A 17,271-nucleotide genomic window follows, 5' to 3' on the forward strand; every position below is an offset into this window, starting at 1 on the left:
CCGACCCCTCCAACCCGTGCCCATCCGGATGTCGAGAAGACCGAGTATTCATCATCCGAGCGGGGCCTGACACGTCCGCTACATCACAACATCGACTCGGCTGACCTCCGGGAGCCCATTACCCGGCCCTGACACTCCGAACCGTCGTGCCCGCAGACAAGATCACGACCGTCACACCCTGATGGGAACACACTTTCGACTACGGAGAATCCCGGGAAACTCTTCGTACAACCTTCCGCACTTCGCGACTGTCCCTCCTCATGTCATCCACTTCTCAGCCCACCCCGGGGGAACCGTCTTGCGCCGCAACCGCGCCACCGCTGTCGCCGTTCTCGTCCTGTCCGTCACGGCCGGCCTGCCACTGGTCAGCGTCGCCCACGCCGACACGGTCGACCTGTACGTCGACAACACCGTCAACTGCTCGGACTACGCCCCCGCGGCGGGCGGCAGGCTCACGCCGTACTGCACCGTCTCGGCCGCCACGGCCGCCGTCCAGGCCGGGCAGACCGTGCACATCGGCGGCGGCTTCTACCGGGAGGACGTCCGGCTCACGCACTCCGGCAGGCCCGGCGCTCCGATCACCGTCGAGGGCCCTGACGTGCGGCCGGACAACCATGACCCGGCCGCCACGGTCACCGGCAGCGACACCGGGTTCACGTTGGCCGGCGTGCACGACGTGGTCCTGCGGCACGTCAGCACCAATGCGCCGAAGAGCGCGGTGGAGGTGACCGGGTCCCAGCACGTCGTCCTGGACGACATCACGACGGGCACCGCGCTCAAGGAGACGGAGCAGAGCGCGGCTGTCCGCATCACCGGCCGGAGCAGCGACGTGACCCTGAGCCACAGTCAGCTGCAGACCTCCGGCGCCGGCGTCGGCGTGGCGGTCACCCCGGGTGTGACCGGGGCCGTGATCACCACCAACGTCCTCACCGACCCTGTGAAGGACGGCATTTCCGTCGACGGCGCCGACGGCACCGTGGTCACCGGCAACACCGTCGACAATGCCCGGGGCGCTGCCGTGCGGGTCTCGGGCGGCTCCACGGCGACCACCGTCGAGAACAACGTGCTCTCCGTGGTGCCCGTGCCCGGGAGCGGCTCCACCCCCTCCGGCCTCTCGGTGGCCGCCGATTCGACCACCGGTACCAGGGCCGACTACAACGTGGTCGCCACCGGCGCGCCGCGCCCCTACGTCTGGGGCGGTCAGACCTACGACACCCCGGCCGAGTTCCGAGCCACCGGCCAGGGCGCGCACGACCTCGCCGGCGACCGCGCCTCGATCACCACCCCGACCGAGGGCTCGGTCGTGATCGACTCGGCCGACCCGAAGGCCCCCGGGGAGTCGGACACCGACGTGCGGGGGCTGGCCCGGGTGCACGACCCGCTGGTGCCCGGCACCGGCAGCCACGACCGCGGTGCCACCGAGTTCCAGCGCCCGCCCGTCGCGCTGAGCCTGAGCGTCACACCGAAGTCCGACATCAGCCACCCGCTGGACGCGACGGTCGACTTCAAGGCCACTTCACCCTGGGCCACCAGCATCAGGACCTCGGTCGACTTCGGCGACGGCAGCCCGGTGGAGGCCGGGGCCACCAGCCCGCTCACGCACACCTTCCCCAGGACCGGCACCTACCAGGTCAGGGCCGTCTCGACGGACGACGCGGGCCAGACCGTCGTCCGGACCCTGTCGGTCGACATCATCGGCACGGCGCCGATCGCCCCCCAGCTGAAGCTCTCCCAGGATGCCGACCTGCTCTCGGTGCACGCCGTCACCACCGTGGCGAGCCCCTGGCCGATCACCCGCACCACCTTCGACTACGGCGACCGGACGCCCGTCACCGACCAGCCGACGCACGTGTACGCCCGGCCCGGCTTCTACCGGGTCACGACCACGATGACGGACACCCAGGGCCGCACGGGCACCGCGACCGCGACGCTGACGGTCACCCCCGAGTTCGCGCCGGTCAAGCCCACCCGGATCCTGGACACCCGCCAGGGCACCGGCACCCCGGTCGGCCCCGGTGGGGTCCACAAGCTGAAGGTCGCGGGCGTGGCGGGCCTGCCGGCCGGCGGGATGACGGCCGTCCTGCTCAACCTGACGGCCACCCGGCCCACGACCGGCGGCTACGTCACCGCCTACCCGACCGGCACCGACCGGCCGACCGTCTCCAGCCTCAACTTCACCACCGGGCAGACCGTCGCCAACGCCGTCGTCGTCCCGGTCGGCCCGGACGGCACCGTCTCGCTCTACAACTTCAGCGGGGACGTCCACCTGATCGCCGACGTCCAGGGCTACTACGGCACCACCATGCCCGCCGCCGGCGCCGGGAACCACCTCGGCTCCGTCGCCCCGACCCGGGTGCTCGACACCCGTCAGGGCCCCGGCACCCCGCTGGGCGCGGGCGGCACCGTCAAGGTGAAGGTCCGCGGGAGCGGGCTGCTGCCGGACGCAGCCCGCGCGGTGGTGCTCAACCTGACGGCCACCCGGCCCACCCAGAGCGGCTACGTGACCGCCGCCCCCGACGGGAACCCGCCCAGCAGCTCCAGCCTCAACTTCGCCGTCGGGCAGACCGTCGCCAACCAGGTCACCGTCCCGATCGACCCGGACGGCACCGTCACGCTCTACAACCACAACGGCAGCGTGCACCTGATCGCCGACCTCCAGGGCTACTACGCCGCTCCCGGCGAGGACACCCGGCCGCTCACCACCGTCACCCCGACCCGGCTGGTGGACACCCGGACCACGCACAGCGCGCTCGGCCCCGGGGGCACCATGCGGATCAGGGTGGCGGGCGTCGTCCCGGCTTACACGAAGGCCGTCCTGGTGAACCTGACCGCGGTCGGCCCGACCGCCCCGGGCTACCTCACCGCGTACCAGGCGGGCTCCTCCCGGCCGGGCACCTCGATCCTGAACTTCACCGCCGGGCAGACCGTGCCCAACCTCGCCCTGGTGCCCGTCTCGGCGGACGGCTTCATCGAGGTGTACAACTTCAGCGGCCGCACCGACCTCCTGGTCGACCTCCAGGGCTACAGCGCGTAAAGACTCTCCGCCTCAGGTACGGGCTCGCCGCCGAGGGTGAGCTCGAACCAGACCACCTTGCCCATCCCCTCCGCGCGGGTGCCCCAGCGCAGCGCGAGCCGGCGGACCAGCTCCAGGCCCCGGCCGCCTTCGTCGGCCTCGGCCGCGTGGCGCTCGCGCGGGGGGTCGGGCAGCGGGTCGGAGATCTCCACCAGCAGGGTGTCGCCGAGGGTGAGCCGCACCCCGATCGGGGCGCTGGCGTAGCGGACGGAGTTGGTGACCAGCTCGCTGACCAGCAGCTCCGCCGTGTCGGTGAGCTCCTCCACGCCCCACTCGGTCAGGGTGCCGCGCACCAGACGGCGGGCCCGGGAGACGGCGGTCGGCTCGGCGGGCAGCGTCCAGCCGGCGGTCGGGGTGCCCGCCTGGCCCCGGCCGAGCCGGGCCACCAGCAGGGCGACGTCGTCCGGCTCGCGCCCCTGCTCCATCGTCTCGAGCACCGCCTCGCAGGCCTGCTGGATCGAGGCGTACGGCTGCTCCAGGACGCTCAGCAGCCGCCCGAGTCCGACGTCCAGGTCCTTGTCCCGGCTCTCGACCAGGCCGTCCGTGCAGAGCGCGAGCAGGCTGCCCTCGGGGATCTCCAGCTCCATCGACTCGAACGGCACCCCGCCCACGCCCAGCGGCGCGCCCGAAGGCAGGTCGAGGATCTGACCGACCCCGCCGGTGAGCGCGCTGCCGATCCGGGGGATCTCCTCGACGGGCTCCTTGGGCACCACCAGGACGGGCGGGATGTGGCCGGCCTTGGTCGCGGTCAGCCGCCGGGTGGCCGGGTCGAAGACCACGTACACACAGGTGGCGAGCAGCGCCTCGTCCGGGCCCTGGGCGAGGTCGTCGGCCAGCTCGTGCACGTGCCGCAGCAGCACGTCCGGCGCCAGGTCGAGCCCGGCCAGAGTCCGGACGGCGGTGCGCAGCCGGCCCATCGTGGCGGCGGCCCGCAGGCCGTGGCCCATCACGTCGCCGACCACCAGGGCGGTGCGCTCGCCGGGCAGCGGGATGACGTCGAACCAGTCGCCGCCGACCTCGGTGCCGCTGCTGCCGGGCACGTACCGGTAGGCGACCTCGACCCCGGTCGGCTGGGGCACCTGCTGGGGCAGCAGGGTGCGTTGGAGGGTGAGCGCGGCGGTGCGCTCGCGGGCGTAGAGGCGGGCGTTGTCGAGCGAGGAGCCGGCCCGGTCGGCCAGCTCGACGGTGAAGGCCAGGTCGTCCCGGTCGAAGCCCTCGCGGTAACCGCAGCGGCTGACCACCAGCAGGCCGATCACGATGCCCCGGGCGCGCAGCGGGACGACCAGGCGGGAGTGCACGCCCAGGTCGTGGGCGGCCTGCACCTTCGGGTCCCCCGGGTAGCTGAGGTCGCTCAGCTCGGCCGGGGAGGTGAGCAGCTCGGGCACGCCGGTGCGCAGCACCCGGCCGAAGGCGGAGTCCTCGGCGAAGGTGATCCGGGCGCCCCGGCGCAGCATCACCTCGACCTCGGCGCCGTCCTGCACCGAGGCGACGCCGAGCTGCAGCAGCGAGGTACGGCGGTCGTGGCCGTGCCGGGGCAGGTCGTCGCCGTGCGCGACGGCCTGCAGCAGGATCGCGGCGGCGAAGTCGGCGAGCCTGGGCACCACGGCCCCGGCCAGCTCCTGGGCGATCCGGGAGGCGTCGAGCAGGTCGCCGACCCGGGAGCCGAACTCGTTGAGCAGCGAGAGCCGGCGCCGGGCGTGCTCGACCTTGGCCACCGCGCGGTAGCGGTCGGTGACGTCCATCACGGTGCCGGAGATGCCGAGCACCTTGCCCGCGCGGTCGGTCATCCGGCTGTAGGAGATCGAGCGGAAGCCGGAGCGGGCGGTGGAGGGCGCGGCGAGGGTGACGTCGATGACGGGCTCCCCGGTGGCCAGCACCTGGCGCTGGATCGCGGTGATCTCGTCGGCGGCCCGCTCGGGCAGGGTCTCGCCCGTGGTGCGCCCGACGTGGTCCTCGGCGGAGAGGCCGTTCATCTCGGCCAGGGTCTGATTGACGGCGGTGTAGCGCAGGTCGGTGTCGAGGATCGCGATGCCGAGCGGGGACTGCTCGAAGAGCGCGTCCCGGACGGCGAGGTCCCGCTCGACGGCCCGGACGGTGGCCGCCTCGGCCAGCGCGACCTGCAGGAAGGGGGTGCCGTCGCCGTCGACCAGGAGCGAGATCCGGGCCTCGACCGGGACGCGCGGGCCCTCGCGGTGGCGCAGCGCGGTGAGGCCGTGCCAGTTGCCGTGCCGCAGGGTGTCCTGGATGGCGGCGCGGGTGTCGGCGATCAGCTGCTCGTCGATCATCAGCTCCTCGATCCGGCGGCCCACCAGCAGCTCGCTGGGCCAGCCGAGCAGCTGCTCGGCCGCCGGGCTCCAGAGCACCACCCGGCCGGAGGTGTCGAGGATGGCGATCGCGACCTTCACCACGTCCAGCAGGCTGCCCTCGGTCTGCTGGCCGTACCGCAGGGCGGCCTCGGCGGGCGGGCCGGGGAAGGGGGCGGTCGGCAGGCCCCGGACGGTGGGGGTGGCGAGCGGCTGCTCCGGCTGCGGCGCGGTCGGCGCGGCCTCGCGCCGGCGGCGCAGCATCGGCGGGGTCGAACCGCGCGGCCCCGGCTCGGGGGCCGACTGCGGGCCCCGGCGGCGCAGGCGGGCCCGGGCGGCGGCGCTGCCCTTGTTGCTACCCGTGCTCGACACCGACGGGGCCTCCTGTGCGCAGGTCGGTGCGGCGGCCGGGCCTCGCCTCACCGAAGGTGACGATTACTGTCGAACAGTGACATACCCCGGTGATTCGCCGGATATCCCGGCATTTCGGGTCATCTTTTCCGATTGACCTACCTGGGCTAAGTCGTGCTGCGCCTCCGGAGCAGCTGCTCGACGTGCGGGAGCGCCTCACGGTCGTGCTCCAGCCAGTCGACCTGGTCGAGCTCGTCCGGGCCCAGCCAGCGCAGCTCGGAGTGGTCCTGCAGCGGTTCGGGCTCGCCGTCGAGCAGCTCGGCCGTCCACAGCCGCAGTTCGAGCCCGGGCCGGACCTCCCAGCCGCCGGGCAGCGGGGCGAGCGCCCGGGCCCGCACCCCCAGCTCCTCGAGCAGCTCGCGCTCCAGCGCCTGCTCCTGGCTCTCCCCCGGCTCGGCCTTGCCGCCGGGGAACTCCCACCGGCCCGCCACCGCGGGCGGCGCACTGCGGCGGGCGGCCAGCACCCGGCCGCCGTGCACGAGCGCACCGCCCACGACGTACCTGGGGGCCTCTTCCGCCTCGACCCAGTAGAGCTGCTTGTGGCCGCGGGCCTCGTACTCCTCGGCGAGCGCCTCGGCGGCGGGCCGCGTGAGGCCCTTGGCGAGCAGGAATCGGTTGCCGTTGTCGTCCTGGCGCATCACCCGGTGCGTGGTCGTCATGCCTCGACCGTAGTGGCAAAGGGGTGGCAGGCCCGGCCCGGTGGGGGACGGGCCGGGCCCGATGCGCCGGTACGTTACCGGCCGGTCGCCACTGACAGGTACGCGGCTTGTTTCCGGGAGGTGTGGACTGGCGGTAGGGAGCGTGAAGACTTGGTGAATGGCAGGCGGCTACGGGCGCAGCAAGAGTTCACCGTGCAGGACGGCGAACCAGCCGTCCGGGTCGGCCGCCCAGCGGTGCCAGCCCGCGGCGATCGCGGCCAGCTCCGCCTCGGTGGCGAAGCCCTCGGCGAGGGCCGTGCGGGCGGTGGCGGTGGCGACCGTGCGGTCGGCCCACAGGCCCGCCCACCAGGCGCGCCGCTCCGGGGTCGCGTACGTCCAGGTGCCGGTGCTCGCCACGGCTTCGCGGCAGCCGACCGCCCTCGCCCAGGCCGACAGCCGCCGCCCGGCGTCCGGCTCGCCGCCGTTGTGCCGGGCGATCCGCCGGTACAGCGCCGACCAGTCGTCCAGCTCCGGCAGTTCGGGGTACCAGGCCATCGCCGCGTAGTCCGCGTCCCGCACCCCGACCACCCCGCCCGGGGCCGTCACCCGGCACAGCTCGCGCAGCCCCCGCACCGGATCGGCCACGTGCTGCAGCACCTGGTGCGCATGGACCACGTCGAACTCGCCGTCTTGGTAAGGCAGTTCCTGGATGTCGGCAACCTCGAAGACGATGTTCGACAGCCCGCGCCCGGCCGCGTACTCGGCGGCCTGGGCCAGCACCTCGGCCGACCTGTCCACCGCGACCACCCGCCCGGTGGGGCCGACCGCCTCGGCCAGGTCGGCGGTGATCGTGCCGGGGCCGCAGCCCACGTCCAACAGGGCCTGGCCCGGCCGCAGTTCGGGCAGCAGGTAGGCCGCCGAGTCGGCGGCGGTGCGCGAGCGGTGCGAACGCAGCACCGGCTCCTGGTGGCCGTGGGTGTAGACGGCCTGATGCTCGGTCATGACGACTCCCCTCCTGGGCACTCGGCCCGACGCTCCGAGAGTAGATACTGTCTCACTTCTCAAGAAGATCTGTCTCACAATGCAATACGACAGCTGTTTGCCCTCCCCTGACCACCCGGTTCCACGAAAGACTTGGGCCATGGGAAAGACTTACGAACGCATCGAGGGCCGCCTGCGGACGTTCATCGAGGCCCAGCCCCTCTTCTTCACCGCCACCGCACCGCTCGCCGAGGACGGCCACGTCAACCTCTCCCCCAAGGGCCGGGCCGGCACCCTGGTGGTGCTGGACGAACTCACCGTGGCCTACCTGGACTTCGGCGGCAGTACCGCCGAGACCATCGCCCACCTGCGGGAGAACGGGCGGATCACCCTGATGTGGTGCGCCTTCGACGGTCCGCCGAACATCGTGCGGGTGCACGGCCGGGGCGAGGCCGTCTTCCGGGACGACCCGCGCTTCGACACCCTGCTGGCCCACTTCGATCCGTCGGTGGACGGCGCCGGGCTCCGGGCGGTGATCCTGGTACGGGTGGAGCGGGTCAGCGACTCCTGCGGCTACGCCGTGCCGTTCATGGACTACCGCGAGGAACGCACGCTGCACGCCGAGTACTTCGAGCGCAAGGGCGAGGAGAACTTCTCCGCCTACTGCGAGGGCAAGGAGCTCATCGGCACCAGCATCGACGGCCTGCCGGCCCTGCCCCTGCCGCTGGCGCCGCGCACCTGACCGGCCGCCGGCCACGGACGGCACCCGCGCCGCGGGTGGGCGGACAGTGCCCTGCGGGAGCGTACGGTGACTGACGGCCCCTCCCCCGTCCTTCCCCGTCCTCCCGTCCTCCCGACCTCCCGTCCTCCCGTCAGATCGGACCTCTCGCCGTGGCGATCCGCCGACCGTACGTCCTGCTCAGCGCCGCCGTGTCGGTGGACGGCTACCTCGACGACGCCTCGCCCGAGCGGCTGCTGCTCTCCAACGCCGAGGACTTCGACCGGGTCGACGAGGTGCGGGCCTCCTGCGACGCCCTGCTGGTCGGCGGCAACACCCTGCGGGTGGACAACCCCCGGCTGCTGGTCAACTCCGCCGCCCGCCGGGCCGCCCGGGTGGCCGAGGGCCGGCCGGAGTACCCGCTCAAGGTCACGCTCAGCGCGAGCGGGGAGCTCGACGCCGGGCTGAAGTTCTGGCACACCGGGGGCGCGAAGCTGGTGTTCACCACAGCGGCCGCCGCCCCCGGGCTGCGGGAGCGGCTGGCGGGGCTCGCCGAGGTGGTGGGGCTGGGCGAGCGGGTCGCCCCGGCGGCGGTGCTGGACGAGCTGGGCCGGCGGGGCGTCGGCCGGCTGATGGTCGAGGGCGGCAGCGGGGTGCACACCCAGTTCCTCGCCGAGGGGCTGGCGGACGAGCTGCAGCTGGCCGTCGCGCCGCTGCTGGTCGGCCAGGCGGCGGCGCCGCGCTTCGTCGGGCCCGCCGCCTTCCCCGGCGGGCCGGGGCGCCGGATGCGGCTGCTCGGGGCACGTACTGTGGGGGACGTCGTCCTGCTCCGGTACGCCCCCAAGGAGTCCGCCCCGTGACCACCGACCTGCTGCGGCTGACCAGGGCCGTCGAGCTCTCCCGGCGCTGCCCGCCCTCGGAGACCGCCTTCTCGGTGGGCGCGGTGATCGTCGGCGCGGACGGCTCGGTGCTCGCCGAGGGGTACAGCCGCGAGGTGGACGGCCACAACCACGCCGAGGAGGCCGCCCTCGGCAAGCTCGCCGCCGACGATCCGCGGCTGCGCACCGCGACCATCTACAGCTCCCTCGAACCCTGTGGGCAGCGCGCCTCGCGCCCCCGCACCTGCGCCGAGCTGATCATCGCGGCGGGCATCCCCCGCGTGGTGGTCGCCTGGCGGGAGCCGGACCTCTTCGTCACCGCCTGTCAGGGCACGGCCCTGCTCACGGCCGCCGGCATCGAGGTGGTCGAGCTCCCCGAGCTGGCCGCCGAGGCGCGCGCGGTCAACGCGCACCTGCTCGAGCGCTAGCGCGGGAGCCGCAGTGCCAGGCCGTCGAGGACGACCGCCAGGCCGTAGGCGAACTTGGCCTCCCGGATCTCGGCCGGGTCGGGGGCCTGCTGGGCGGCGTACGCCTCGGTGAGGTGCTGGTGGCCGGACACGGCCTCGCGGGCGGCGGGCATCAGGCGGGCCACGAACTCGGTCTCGGTCTCCCCGGCGCGGGCGACCGTGCTCAGCCAGGCCGCCTCGGTGACGCTCATCCCGAGGACGAACGCCAGCACCGCGTCGATCGCCCGGCTGGGCTCCGGGAAGCCCGCGTCCGCGAACAGCGTGGCCAGCCGCTCCGAGAACGCCATCAGATTGGGCCCCAGGTAGGCCAGCCCGGCCTGCCCGAGGACCGCCGACAGCCACGGGTGCCGCAGCGCCGTCGCCCGGAAGCCCCCGGCCGCCTCGGTCACCGCCGCCCGCCAGTCGTCGCCGACCAGCGCCGGCACGCAGATCTCCGCGATCACCTCGTCCACCGCGAGCTCCATCAGCTCGTCCTTGGTCGCGATGTGCCGGTAGAGCGAAGTCGCCCCGGCGTTCAGCCGGGCCCCGAGCTTGCGCATGCTCAGCGCCTCGACGCCGTCCGCGTCCAGCATCGCGACCGCCTCGCGCACGATGGCCTCCCGGCTCAGCACCGGCTGCTCGGCCTCGCGCTGCGGGCGGGCCCAGACGGACGGGATCGCGGGGGTCTCGGCTGCCATCGGCTCCTCCTCTGCGTACAGCGTTCGCACCGAGCGTACATCGCCTCGGCATTGCGAACACTGTACGCAGCTGCGTACAGTGTTCGCATCGCAGGAACAGTGTGCGCACCCCGGAAGGAACTCTGATGGAAGCCCGCCCGACAGCCCGCAACCCCCGCCGGTGGTGGATCCTCCTGGTGCTCTGCCTGAGCACCCTGGTGCTGGTGGTCGACAGCATGGCCCTCACCGTGGCCGTGCCCTCGATGACCGCCGACCTGCGTGCCACCACGCAGGACACCCAGTGGATCCTCGACTCCTACGTCCTGGTCTTCGCCGGGCTGCTGCTCACCTCCGGAAGCCTCGGCGACCGGTTCGGCCGGCGGCGGGTGATGATCGTCGGGCTGCTGCTGTTCGGCGCCGCCTCACTGGCCGCCAGCCTCGCGGCCTCGCCCGGTGAGGTGATCGCCGCCCGGGTCGCGATGGGGGTCGGCGGTGCGCTGATCATGCCCTCGACCCTGTCGATCCTGATCACCGTCTTCGAGGAGGACGAGCGCGGCAAGGCGATGGCGGCCTGGGGCTCGGTCTCGATGCTCGGCCTGGTCGGCAGCCCCGTGCTCGGCGGAGTGCTGATCGACCACCTCTCCTGGCACGCGATCTTCCTGGTCAACGTCCCCGTGGTGGCCCTCGCCGTGCTGGCCGGGCGCACCCTGATGCCCGAGTCCAAGGGCCCGTGGCAGAAGGCCGACCCGCTGGGCGCGGTGCTCTCCGCCACCGGCATGACGGCGCTGATCTGGTGGATCATCGAGCTCCCGCAGCACGGCGCCCTCGGCGGCCACGCCGCCCTCACCCTCGCCGTCGCCGTGCTCGCCCTCGGCGGCTTCGTGCTCTGGGAGCACGTGACCGACGCGCCGATGGTCCCGCTGGCGCTCTTCCGCCACCGCAACTTCACCGGCGGCTCGCTCTCCCTGACGCTGGTGCAGATCGGCAACGGCGGCCTGCTGCTGGTGCTCACCCAGTACCTGCAGTCGGTGCTCGGGTACTCGCCGGTCAAGGCCGGGCTCGCCTTCGTGCCGCTGGCCGTCGCCGCGCTGATCGGCAACAGCGCCGGGGCCGCCCTCAACCCCCGGTTCGGCCACCGGTACCTGGTGCTCGGCGGCATGCTCGTGATGTCCGCCTCCTTCGGCCTGCTCACCACCGTCCCGGTGGACGGCGGCTTCACCCGCCCGGCCGTCGCCCTCGGCCTGCTCGGCCTCGGCGCCGGGCTCGCCATGCCGGCCGCGGTCGGCGCCCTGATGGGCACCATCCCCGCCGAGCGGGCGGGGGTCGGATCCGCTCTCAACGACACCGTCCAGCAGGCCGGTACCGCCCTGGGCATCGCCATCCTCGGCTCGCTGCTGGCCGGCCGCTTCACCCACGAGCTGCCCGCCGGCACCCCCGCCGCGGCCCGGCACTCGATCGGCGCCGCCCTCGCCGCCGCCCACGGCGACCCCGGCCTGGTCCACTCCGCCCGGGCCGCCTTCACCTCCGCGATGAGCACCACCTTCACCATCAGCGCGATCGGTGTCCTGGCCGCCGCCGTGCTGGCCGCCCTGGTCATGCGCGACGACCGGCCCGCCGCGAAGCCCGCCCCGCACGACCTCGCCGCCTAACCCGGCCTCCCGGGCTGGATTCTCCCCCTGGGGGAGGTCCTACCTTCTGCTCCGGCGGCGCACCGGCGCCCCTTCCCTGAGAAGAGGTCTGCGATGACGACGTTCCTGCTGGTGCCCGGGCTCTGGATGGGTGGCTGGGCCTGGGACGCGGTGGCCGAGGAGCTGACGGCGCGGGGGCACCGGGCGGTGCCGGTGACCCTCCCCGGCCTGGAGCCCGAGGCCGGCCCGGCGGCCGGGCAGGTCCGGCTCGCGGACCACGTCGCGGCGGTGGCCGCCGTGGCCAACCGGGAGGGGCCGGTGGTCCTGGTGGCCCACAGCTACGGCAGCTACCCCGCGATCGGCGCGGCCGACCTGCGGCCGGAGCTGGTCGAGCGGATCGTCCTCGTCGACACCGGCACCCCCGAGGACGGCGAGTCGCTGGCCACCAGCTTCGCCGGCGCCCACCTGCCGCCCGCGACGGCGGGCGGACTGCTCCCCGTCCCCGCCGAACTGACCGGCGTCACCGGCGAGTTGCTGGCCCACTACCACCGCCACGCCCGCCCACAGCCGGCCGGTACCGTCACCGACCCCGTCACCCTGACCGGCGCCTGGGCCGCCGTCCCCACCACCGGCGTCTTCTGCCTCGAGAACGGTCTCAGCATCGAAGTCGCCCGCTCCCTCCACGCCACCGGAGCTCCCCGCTTCGCCAAACTCGCCGCCCCCACCACCACCTACTTCGAACTCCCCACCGGCCACTTCCCCATGCTCACCACCCCCGCCCTCCTCGCCGAGACCCTCACCCGGGCCGCCGCCGGCGAAGGCGCCCCGCTCCACAGCTGACCACGCGTCACGCCGGACGGGCCACCTGCGCTGCACCCCGCTACGACCTGTGCTTCCCTGGGAATGCCCAGGAGACCCAGCCAGTACATTCGTATGCGAATTGCAAAGGAATTCCGAAGGTGACCGACACCCAGCCGACCCAGATCTGCAACTTCACCGAAGCCCGTCCGACCATCAAGCAGGGGGCCTCGGGGGATGCGGTCAAGCAGGCGCAGTGCTACCTCAATTCCTCCCTGACGGGGGACAAACTGCTGGTGGACGGCGAATTCGGCCCCATCACTGACGCCGCGACGCGACGGTTCCAGGTGTGCGCCAAAATCACGGTCGACGGCATCATCGGCGCCCAGACCTGGTCGTTCCTGACGTTCTGGTCCAACTCTCCGGGATTCGCCTGCTGAGCAGCACGCAATTCCACCGGAAAACCCGAGAGGCCGTCCGACCCGCCTTGCAGCGGGTCGGACGGCCTCGTCGCGCGGGACGCGTCAGACGTTGAAGCGGAACTCCACCACGTCGCCGTCCTGCATGATGTACTCCTTGCCCTCGATGCGGGCCTTGCCCTTCGAGCGGGCCTCGGCGATGGAGCCGGTGGCGACCAGGTCGTCGAAGGAGATGATCTCGGCCTTGATGAAGCCCTTCTGGAAGTCGGTGTGGATGACACCGGCGGCCTCGGGGGCGGTGGCGCCCTTCTTGATGGTCCAGGCGCGGGCTTCCTTCGGACCGGCGGTGAGGTAGCTCTGGAGGCCCAGGGTCTCGTAGCCGACGCGGCCGAGGGTGGCCATGCCGGTCTCCTCCTGGCCCATCGACTGGAGGAGCTCGAGGGCCTCGTCCTCGTCCATGCCGATCAGCTCGGACTCGATCTTGGCGTTCAGGAAGATGGCCTCGGCCGGGGCGACCAGGGCGCGCTGCTCGTCCTTGAAGGCCTCGTCGACCAGCTCGTCCTCGTCCACGTTGAAGACGTAGAGGAAGGGCTTGGTGGTGAGCAGGTGCAGCTCGCGGACGGAGGCGGCGTCGAAGCCGACCTCGAAGAGGGTCTTGCCGCTCTCCAGGATCTTCTGGGCGGCCTCGGCGGCGGCCAGCGTGGCCGCGGACTCCTTCTTGAGGCGGGCCTCCTTCTGGAGCCGCGGGATGACCTTCTCGATCGACTGGAGGTCGGCGAGGATCAGCTCGGTGTTGATGGTCTCGATGTCGTCCTTGGGCGAGACCTTGCCGTCGACGTGCACCACGTCCGGGTCGACGAAGGCCCGGATGACCTGGCAGATCGCATCCGACTCACGGATGTTCGCGAGGAACTTGTTGCCCAGGCCCTCACCCACGCTGGCGCCGCGGACGATGCCCGCGATGTCGACGAAGTCGACGGTGGCCGGGAGGATGCGCTGCGAGCCGAAGATCTCGGCGAGCTTGTTGAGCCGGGCATCCGGCACGCCGACGACGCCGACGTTCGGCTCGATGGTGGCGAACGGGTAGTTGGCCGCCAGCACGTCGTTCTTGGTCAGGGCGTTGAACAGGGTCGACTTGCCGACGTTCGGCAGGCCGACGATTCCGATCGTGAGCGACATGAAGCGCAGTCCCGTGGGCTTGGAGGAGTCGAATGCGGCACCGTACGGGCCGGCCACCCAGTCTACGGGCAGCGGCCACGGGCTCACGGGTCAGGCGGCGGGGGCGGGCTCCAGGAACTCCAGCCGGTTGCCGAAGGGGTCGGCGGAGTGGAAGCGGCGGTACCCGGGGAAGTTGTCGTCCCAGGTCACCGGGAGGCCGTGGGCGGTGAGGCGCTCGGCCAGGGCGTCGAGGCCGTCGACCAGGATGCCCGGGTGCGCCTTGGGCGAGGGGGCGAACTCGGGGACGACGCCCAGGTGGACCTCCACCCCGCCGCCGCCGAACCAGCAGCCGCCGCGCGCGGCCAGTACGGGCGGCTTGGTCAGCTCGGCCAGGCCGAGCACGCCGCCCCAGAACTCGCGGCAGCGGTCCTCCGCCCCCGCCGGGATGTCCAGCTGGACGTGGTGGAGCCGGGCGAAGCTGACGGAGGGGTGCTCGGTCATCGGCGCTCCTCGGTCGGGCAAGGCGTACTTGACGGGTCGTCGGACGGTCGGATCGTACGCCACCGGTGGTCCGTCCGGGTGGCGTGGTGCTCCGTTCGGAGACACGGGCTCGGCCGAATGCGGCCATTACACAGTGTGGCGATGATCGGACCGTACGTTGGGTGGGTGGAGCAGAGCATCCGTACCCAACCGCCCGGGCCCAGACGCCGCCGGCCGCCGGGCACCGGCGGGGCCGCCGCCGTGCCGGGGCCCGCCGCGCCCCCCGAACCGGGAGCGGCCGGCCCGCCCCGGCCGGCCGGGGCCCGGGTGCCCGCCGCACGGCTGCGATTGCGGCTGCGGCTGCCGTCGGCGCTGGGTGCGGCCGGGCGGGAGCGCCGCCGGAGCGGGCGGCCGGCCCGGCTCACCGCGGTCGGTACGGGCGTGCTCGCGCTCGGCGGCACGCTGGCGGCGGCGGCGGTGGACCGGCTGCTGTTCGACGGGCTCGGGGTGCTGTTCGGCCTGGGCTACCTGGTGGTCTGCTTCCAGGCCGCCGTCCGGGTCCGGCTCGCCGATCTGCCGGCCGCGCCGATCAGCGGGCCGATCGCCTTCGCGGTGGCCCTGCTGCTGCTCGGCCCGGTGTCCGCCTCCGGGGTCACCGCGCAGGTGGTGGCGCTGGCGAGCGGGCTGGCGACCCGGGCCGGCTGGCTGTTCACCGGGACGGCGCTGGCGGCGGTGATCGTCGCGGCCCGGTTCGTCGCCCAGCGGCGGTTCCGGCGGAGCAGGAACAGCGGCTGACGGCGGGCGTCAGGCCCCGGCCGCCATGGCCGCGCCCACGATCCCCGCGTCGTTGCGCAGCAGCGCCGGGACGATCTCGGCCTCGCGGGCCTTGAGCAGCGGCAGGAACTTCTCGTGCTTGCGGCTCACCCCGCCGCCGATCACGATCAGCTGCGGCGAGAACAGCCCCTCGACCAGGTCGAGGTACTCGTCCACCCGCCCGGCCCACTGCGGCCAGCTGAGCTCGTGGCGCTCCCGCGCGGCGGAGGAGGCCCGCCGCTCGGCGTCCTTGCCGCGCAGCTCGAGGTGGCCCAGCTCGGTGTTGGGGACGAGCCGGCCGTCGGTGAAGAGCGCGCTGCCGATGCCGGTGCCGAAGGTGAGGACGAGCACGACACCCGCACGGCCCTGGCCCGCGCCGTGCGTCATCTCCGCGATCCCGGCCGCGTCCGCGTCGTTGAGCACCACGGCGGGCAGGTCGAGCGCCTCGCGGAACAGCCCGGCGGCGTCGAGGCCGATCCAGCCCTTGTCCACATTGGCGGCCGTCCGGGTGTGCCCGCCGACCACCACCCCGGGGAAGGTGAGGCCGACCGGCCCCCGGTGGTCGAAGTGCCGGACCACCTCGCGGACGGCGGCCACCACCGACTCGGGCGAGGCCGGCTGCGGGGTCAGCACCTTGTGCCGCTCCTGGAGCAGGGCGCCGCGCTCCACGTCCACCGGCGCGCCCTTGATGCCCGAGCCGCCGATGTCCACCCCGAAGAGTGCCTTCGCTCCGCTCACGGTCCCGCGCCCTCCTCTGTCCACAGCCTGTGCACAAAGGTACGAGGGGACGGGCCGGGCCGCTCCCCGAACAGCAGAAAGCGCGAGCGGCCCGCGGGCCGCTCGCGCTTTCGACCGCGGTCGGGTCAGAGCTTGCCGGCCGCCTCGGCGCGCAGGTCGCGGCGCAGCTCCTTGGGCAGCGAGAAGATCAGGTGCTCCTCGGCGGTCTTGACCGTCTCCACGTCCGCGAAGCCGCGCTCGGCCAGGAAGGCCAGCACGCCCTGGACCAGGATCTCGGGCACCGAGGCACCGCTGGTGAGGCCGACGGTGGTGACGCCCTCCAGCCAGCTCTCGTCGATCTCGTCGGCGAAGTCGACCAGGTGGGCCGCCTTGGCCCCGTACTCCAGGCCGACCTCGACCAGGCGGACGGAGTTGGAGGAGTTCTTGGAGCCGACCACGATCAGCAGATCGGTCTGCGGGGCGATCTGCTTGACCACCACCTGGCGGTTCTGGGTCGCGTAGCAGATGTCGTCGCTCGGGGGGCTGGTCAGCAGCGGGAAGCGCTTCTTGAGCTCGCCGACGGTGGCCATGGTCTCGTCCACCGAGAGGGTGGTCTGGGAGAGCCAGACGACCTTGCTCTCGTCCCGGACCCGCACGTTGGCCACGTCCTCCGGGCCGTCCACCAGGTGGATCCGCTCCGGCGCCTCGCCCATCGTGCCGACGACCTCCTCGTGGCCCTCGTGGCCCACCAGCAGGATGTCGTAGTCCTCGTCGGCGAACCGGACGGCCTCCTTGTGCACCTTGGTCACCAGGGGGCAGGTCGCGTCGATGGTGGCGAGCTTGCCCGCCTTGGCCTCGTCGTGGACGGCGGGGGCGACACCGTGCGCCGAGAAGACCACGATCGAGCCCTCGGGCACCTCCTCCGTCTCGTCGACGAAGATCGCGCCCTGCTTCTCCAGGGTCTGCACGACGTACTTGTTGTGGACGATCTGCTTGCGGACGTAGATCGGGGCCCCGTACTGCTCCAGGGCCTTCTCCACGGCGATGACGGCGCGGTCGACCCCGGCGCAGTAACCCCGGGGGGCGGCGAGCAGGACGCGGCGCTGTGCGGTGGTGGACATGGCTCCCATGGT

Annotated in this window: 16 protein-coding genes; 8 read left to right on the forward strand and 8 right to left on the reverse strand. The window is 73.1% G+C overall.

All coding sequences use genetic code 11. The features are described from left to right. The first annotated feature begins 298 nt into the window (after positions 1-298). On the forward strand, positions 299-3,034 hold the full coding sequence (locus tag ABT095_RS02680; protein ID WP_350527418.1) for a PKD domain-containing protein: 2,736 nt from the start codon (positions 299-301) through the stop codon (positions 3,032-3,034). On the opposite strand, the gene ABT095_RS02685 is transcribed toward ABT095_RS02680, so the two are convergent. From ABT095_RS02685 to ABT095_RS02695, 3 genes are all read right to left on the reverse strand, one after another. Then, positions 3,022-5,748: a SpoIIE family protein phosphatase gene (locus ABT095_RS02685; protein WP_350527419.1), complete on the reverse strand. Its 2,727-nt coding sequence runs from the start codon at positions 5,746-5,748 to the stop codon at positions 3,022-3,024. The two genes, ABT095_RS02680 and ABT095_RS02685, sit on opposite strands and share 13 nt — an antisense overlap. Positions 5,749-5,894: 146 nt before the next feature. Next, a complete protein-coding gene (locus ABT095_RS02690; protein ID WP_502884802.1) occupies positions 5,895-6,446 on the reverse strand; it encodes an NUDIX domain-containing protein in 552 nt (183 codons plus the stop codon). A 168-nt stretch (positions 6,447-6,614) separates the two neighbouring features. Further along, positions 6,615-7,427: a methyltransferase domain-containing protein gene (locus ABT095_RS02695; RefSeq protein WP_350527420.1), complete on the reverse strand. Its 813-nt coding sequence runs from the start codon at positions 7,425-7,427 to the stop codon at positions 6,615-6,617. Positions 7,428-7,566: 139 nt separating this feature from the next. Between ABT095_RS02695 and ABT095_RS02700 the strand changes: the two genes are divergently transcribed. From ABT095_RS02700 to ABT095_RS02710, 3 genes are all read left to right on the forward strand, one after another. Further along, the gene (locus ABT095_RS02700; protein ID WP_350527421.1) at positions 7,567-8,148 is read left to right on the forward strand and encodes a pyridoxamine 5'-phosphate oxidase family protein; all 582 of its coding nucleotides are present in this window, start codon (positions 7,567-7,569) and stop codon (positions 8,146-8,148) included. A 149-nt stretch (positions 8,149-8,297) separates the two neighbouring features. After that, entirely contained in the window at positions 8,298-8,984 is a 687-nt protein-coding gene (locus tag ABT095_RS02705; protein ID WP_350527422.1) for a RibD family protein, read from the forward strand. Beyond that, complete coding sequence (locus ABT095_RS02710) at positions 8,981-9,430, forward strand: deaminase (protein WP_350527423.1); 450 nt, start codon at positions 8,981-8,983, stop codon at positions 9,428-9,430. Before ABT095_RS02705 ends, ABT095_RS02710 begins: the two co-directional genes overlap by 4 nt. Here ABT095_RS02710 and ABT095_RS02715 read toward each other — a convergent pair. Continuing rightward, positions 9,427-10,146: a TetR/AcrR family transcriptional regulator C-terminal domain-containing protein gene (locus ABT095_RS02715; RefSeq protein WP_350527424.1), complete on the reverse strand. Its 720-nt coding sequence runs from the start codon at positions 10,144-10,146 to the stop codon at positions 9,427-9,429. The genes ABT095_RS02710 and ABT095_RS02715 overlap by 4 nt on opposite strands. Positions 10,147-10,271: 125 nt before the next feature. Between ABT095_RS02715 and ABT095_RS02720 the strand changes: the two genes are divergently transcribed. From ABT095_RS02720 to ABT095_RS02730, 3 genes are all read left to right on the forward strand, one after another. Next, complete coding sequence (locus tag ABT095_RS02720) at positions 10,272-11,774, forward strand: MFS transporter (RefSeq protein ID WP_350527425.1); 1,503 nt, start codon at positions 10,272-10,274, stop codon at positions 11,772-11,774. A 93-nt stretch (positions 11,775-11,867) separates the two neighbouring features. Then, positions 11,868-12,593: an alpha/beta fold hydrolase gene (locus tag ABT095_RS02725; RefSeq protein WP_350527426.1), complete on the forward strand. Its 726-nt coding sequence runs from the start codon at positions 11,868-11,870 to the stop codon at positions 12,591-12,593. Between the two features lie 119 nt (positions 12,594-12,712). Next, positions 12,713-12,991, forward strand: coding sequence for a peptidoglycan-binding domain-containing protein (locus ABT095_RS02730; protein ID WP_350527427.1), 279 nt, complete (start codon positions 12,713-12,715; stop codon positions 12,989-12,991). An 84-nt stretch (positions 12,992-13,075) separates the two neighbouring features. Here ABT095_RS02730 and ychF read toward each other — a convergent pair whose 3' ends face one another. Further along, positions 13,076-14,149 carry a redox-regulated ATPase YchF gene (gene ychF, locus ABT095_RS02735; protein ID WP_350527428.1) on the reverse strand — a complete coding sequence of 358 codons (1,074 nt, stop codon included), beginning with the start codon at positions 14,147-14,149 and terminating at the stop codon, positions 13,076-13,078. Positions 14,150-14,239: 90 nt separating this feature from the next. Beyond that, the gene (locus ABT095_RS02740) at positions 14,240-14,629 is read right to left on the reverse strand and encodes a VOC family protein (protein WP_350527429.1); all 390 of its coding nucleotides are present in this window, start codon (positions 14,627-14,629) and stop codon (positions 14,240-14,242) included. Between the two features lie 165 nt (positions 14,630-14,794). Here ABT095_RS02740 and ABT095_RS02745 point away from each other — a divergent pair, with 165 nt between their 5' ends. Next, entirely contained in the window at positions 14,795-15,403 is a 609-nt protein-coding gene (locus ABT095_RS02745) for a DUF6542 domain-containing protein (protein WP_350527430.1), read from the forward strand. A gap of 9 nt (positions 15,404-15,412) precedes the next feature. Here the strand turns inward: ABT095_RS02745 and ppgK are convergent, their stop codons facing one another. Continuing rightward, on the reverse strand, positions 15,413-16,159 hold the full coding sequence (ppgK, locus tag ABT095_RS02750; RefSeq protein WP_350527431.1) for a polyphosphate--glucose phosphotransferase: 747 nt from the start codon (positions 16,157-16,159) through the stop codon (positions 15,413-15,415). Positions 16,160-16,284: 125 nt separating this feature from the next. Next, positions 16,285-17,268, reverse strand: coding sequence for a 4-hydroxy-3-methylbut-2-enyl diphosphate reductase (locus tag ABT095_RS02755; protein ID WP_350527432.1), 984 nt, complete (start codon positions 17,266-17,268; stop codon positions 16,285-16,287). Between the last annotated feature and the right edge of the window lie 3 nt (positions 17,269-17,271).

Origin of the sequence: Kitasatospora sp. NPDC002227, assembly GCF_040296285.1 — a bacterium.
GTDB lineage: Bacteria > Actinomycetota > Actinomycetes > Streptomycetales > Streptomycetaceae > Kitasatospora.

Excerpts from the sequence above, each read along its gene's own strand:
- ABT095_RS02690 (WP_502884802.1), bottom strand. The coding sequence starts at position 6,446 with ATGACGACCACGCACCGGGTGATGCGCCAGGACGACAACGGCAACCGA.
- ABT095_RS02695 (WP_350527420.1), bottom strand. The coding sequence starts at position 7,427 with ATGACCGAGCATCAGGCCGTCTACACCCACGGCCACCAGGAGCCGGTG.
- ABT095_RS02700 (WP_350527421.1), top strand. The coding sequence starts at position 7,567 with ATGGGAAAGACTTACGAACGCATCGAGGGCCGCCTGCGGACGTTCATC.
- ABT095_RS02715 (WP_350527424.1), bottom strand. The coding sequence starts at position 10,146 with ATGGCAGCCGAGACCCCCGCGATCCCGTCCGTCTGGGCCCGCCCGCAG.
- ABT095_RS02720 (WP_350527425.1), top strand. The coding sequence starts at position 10,272 with ATGGAAGCCCGCCCGACAGCCCGCAACCCCCGCCGGTGGTGGATCCTC.
- ABT095_RS02725 (WP_350527426.1), top strand. The coding sequence starts at position 11,868 with ATGACGACGTTCCTGCTGGTGCCCGGGCTCTGGATGGGTGGCTGGGCC.
- ychF (WP_350527428.1), bottom strand. The coding sequence starts at position 14,149 with ATGTCGCTCACGATCGGAATCGTCGGCCTGCCGAACGTCGGCAAGTCG.
- ABT095_RS02740 (WP_350527429.1), bottom strand. The coding sequence starts at position 14,629 with ATGACCGAGCACCCCTCCGTCAGCTTCGCCCGGCTCCACCACGTCCAG.
- ABT095_RS02755 (WP_350527432.1), bottom strand. The coding sequence starts at position 17,268 with ATGGGAGCCATGTCCACCACCGCACAGCGCCGCGTCCTGCTCGCCGCC.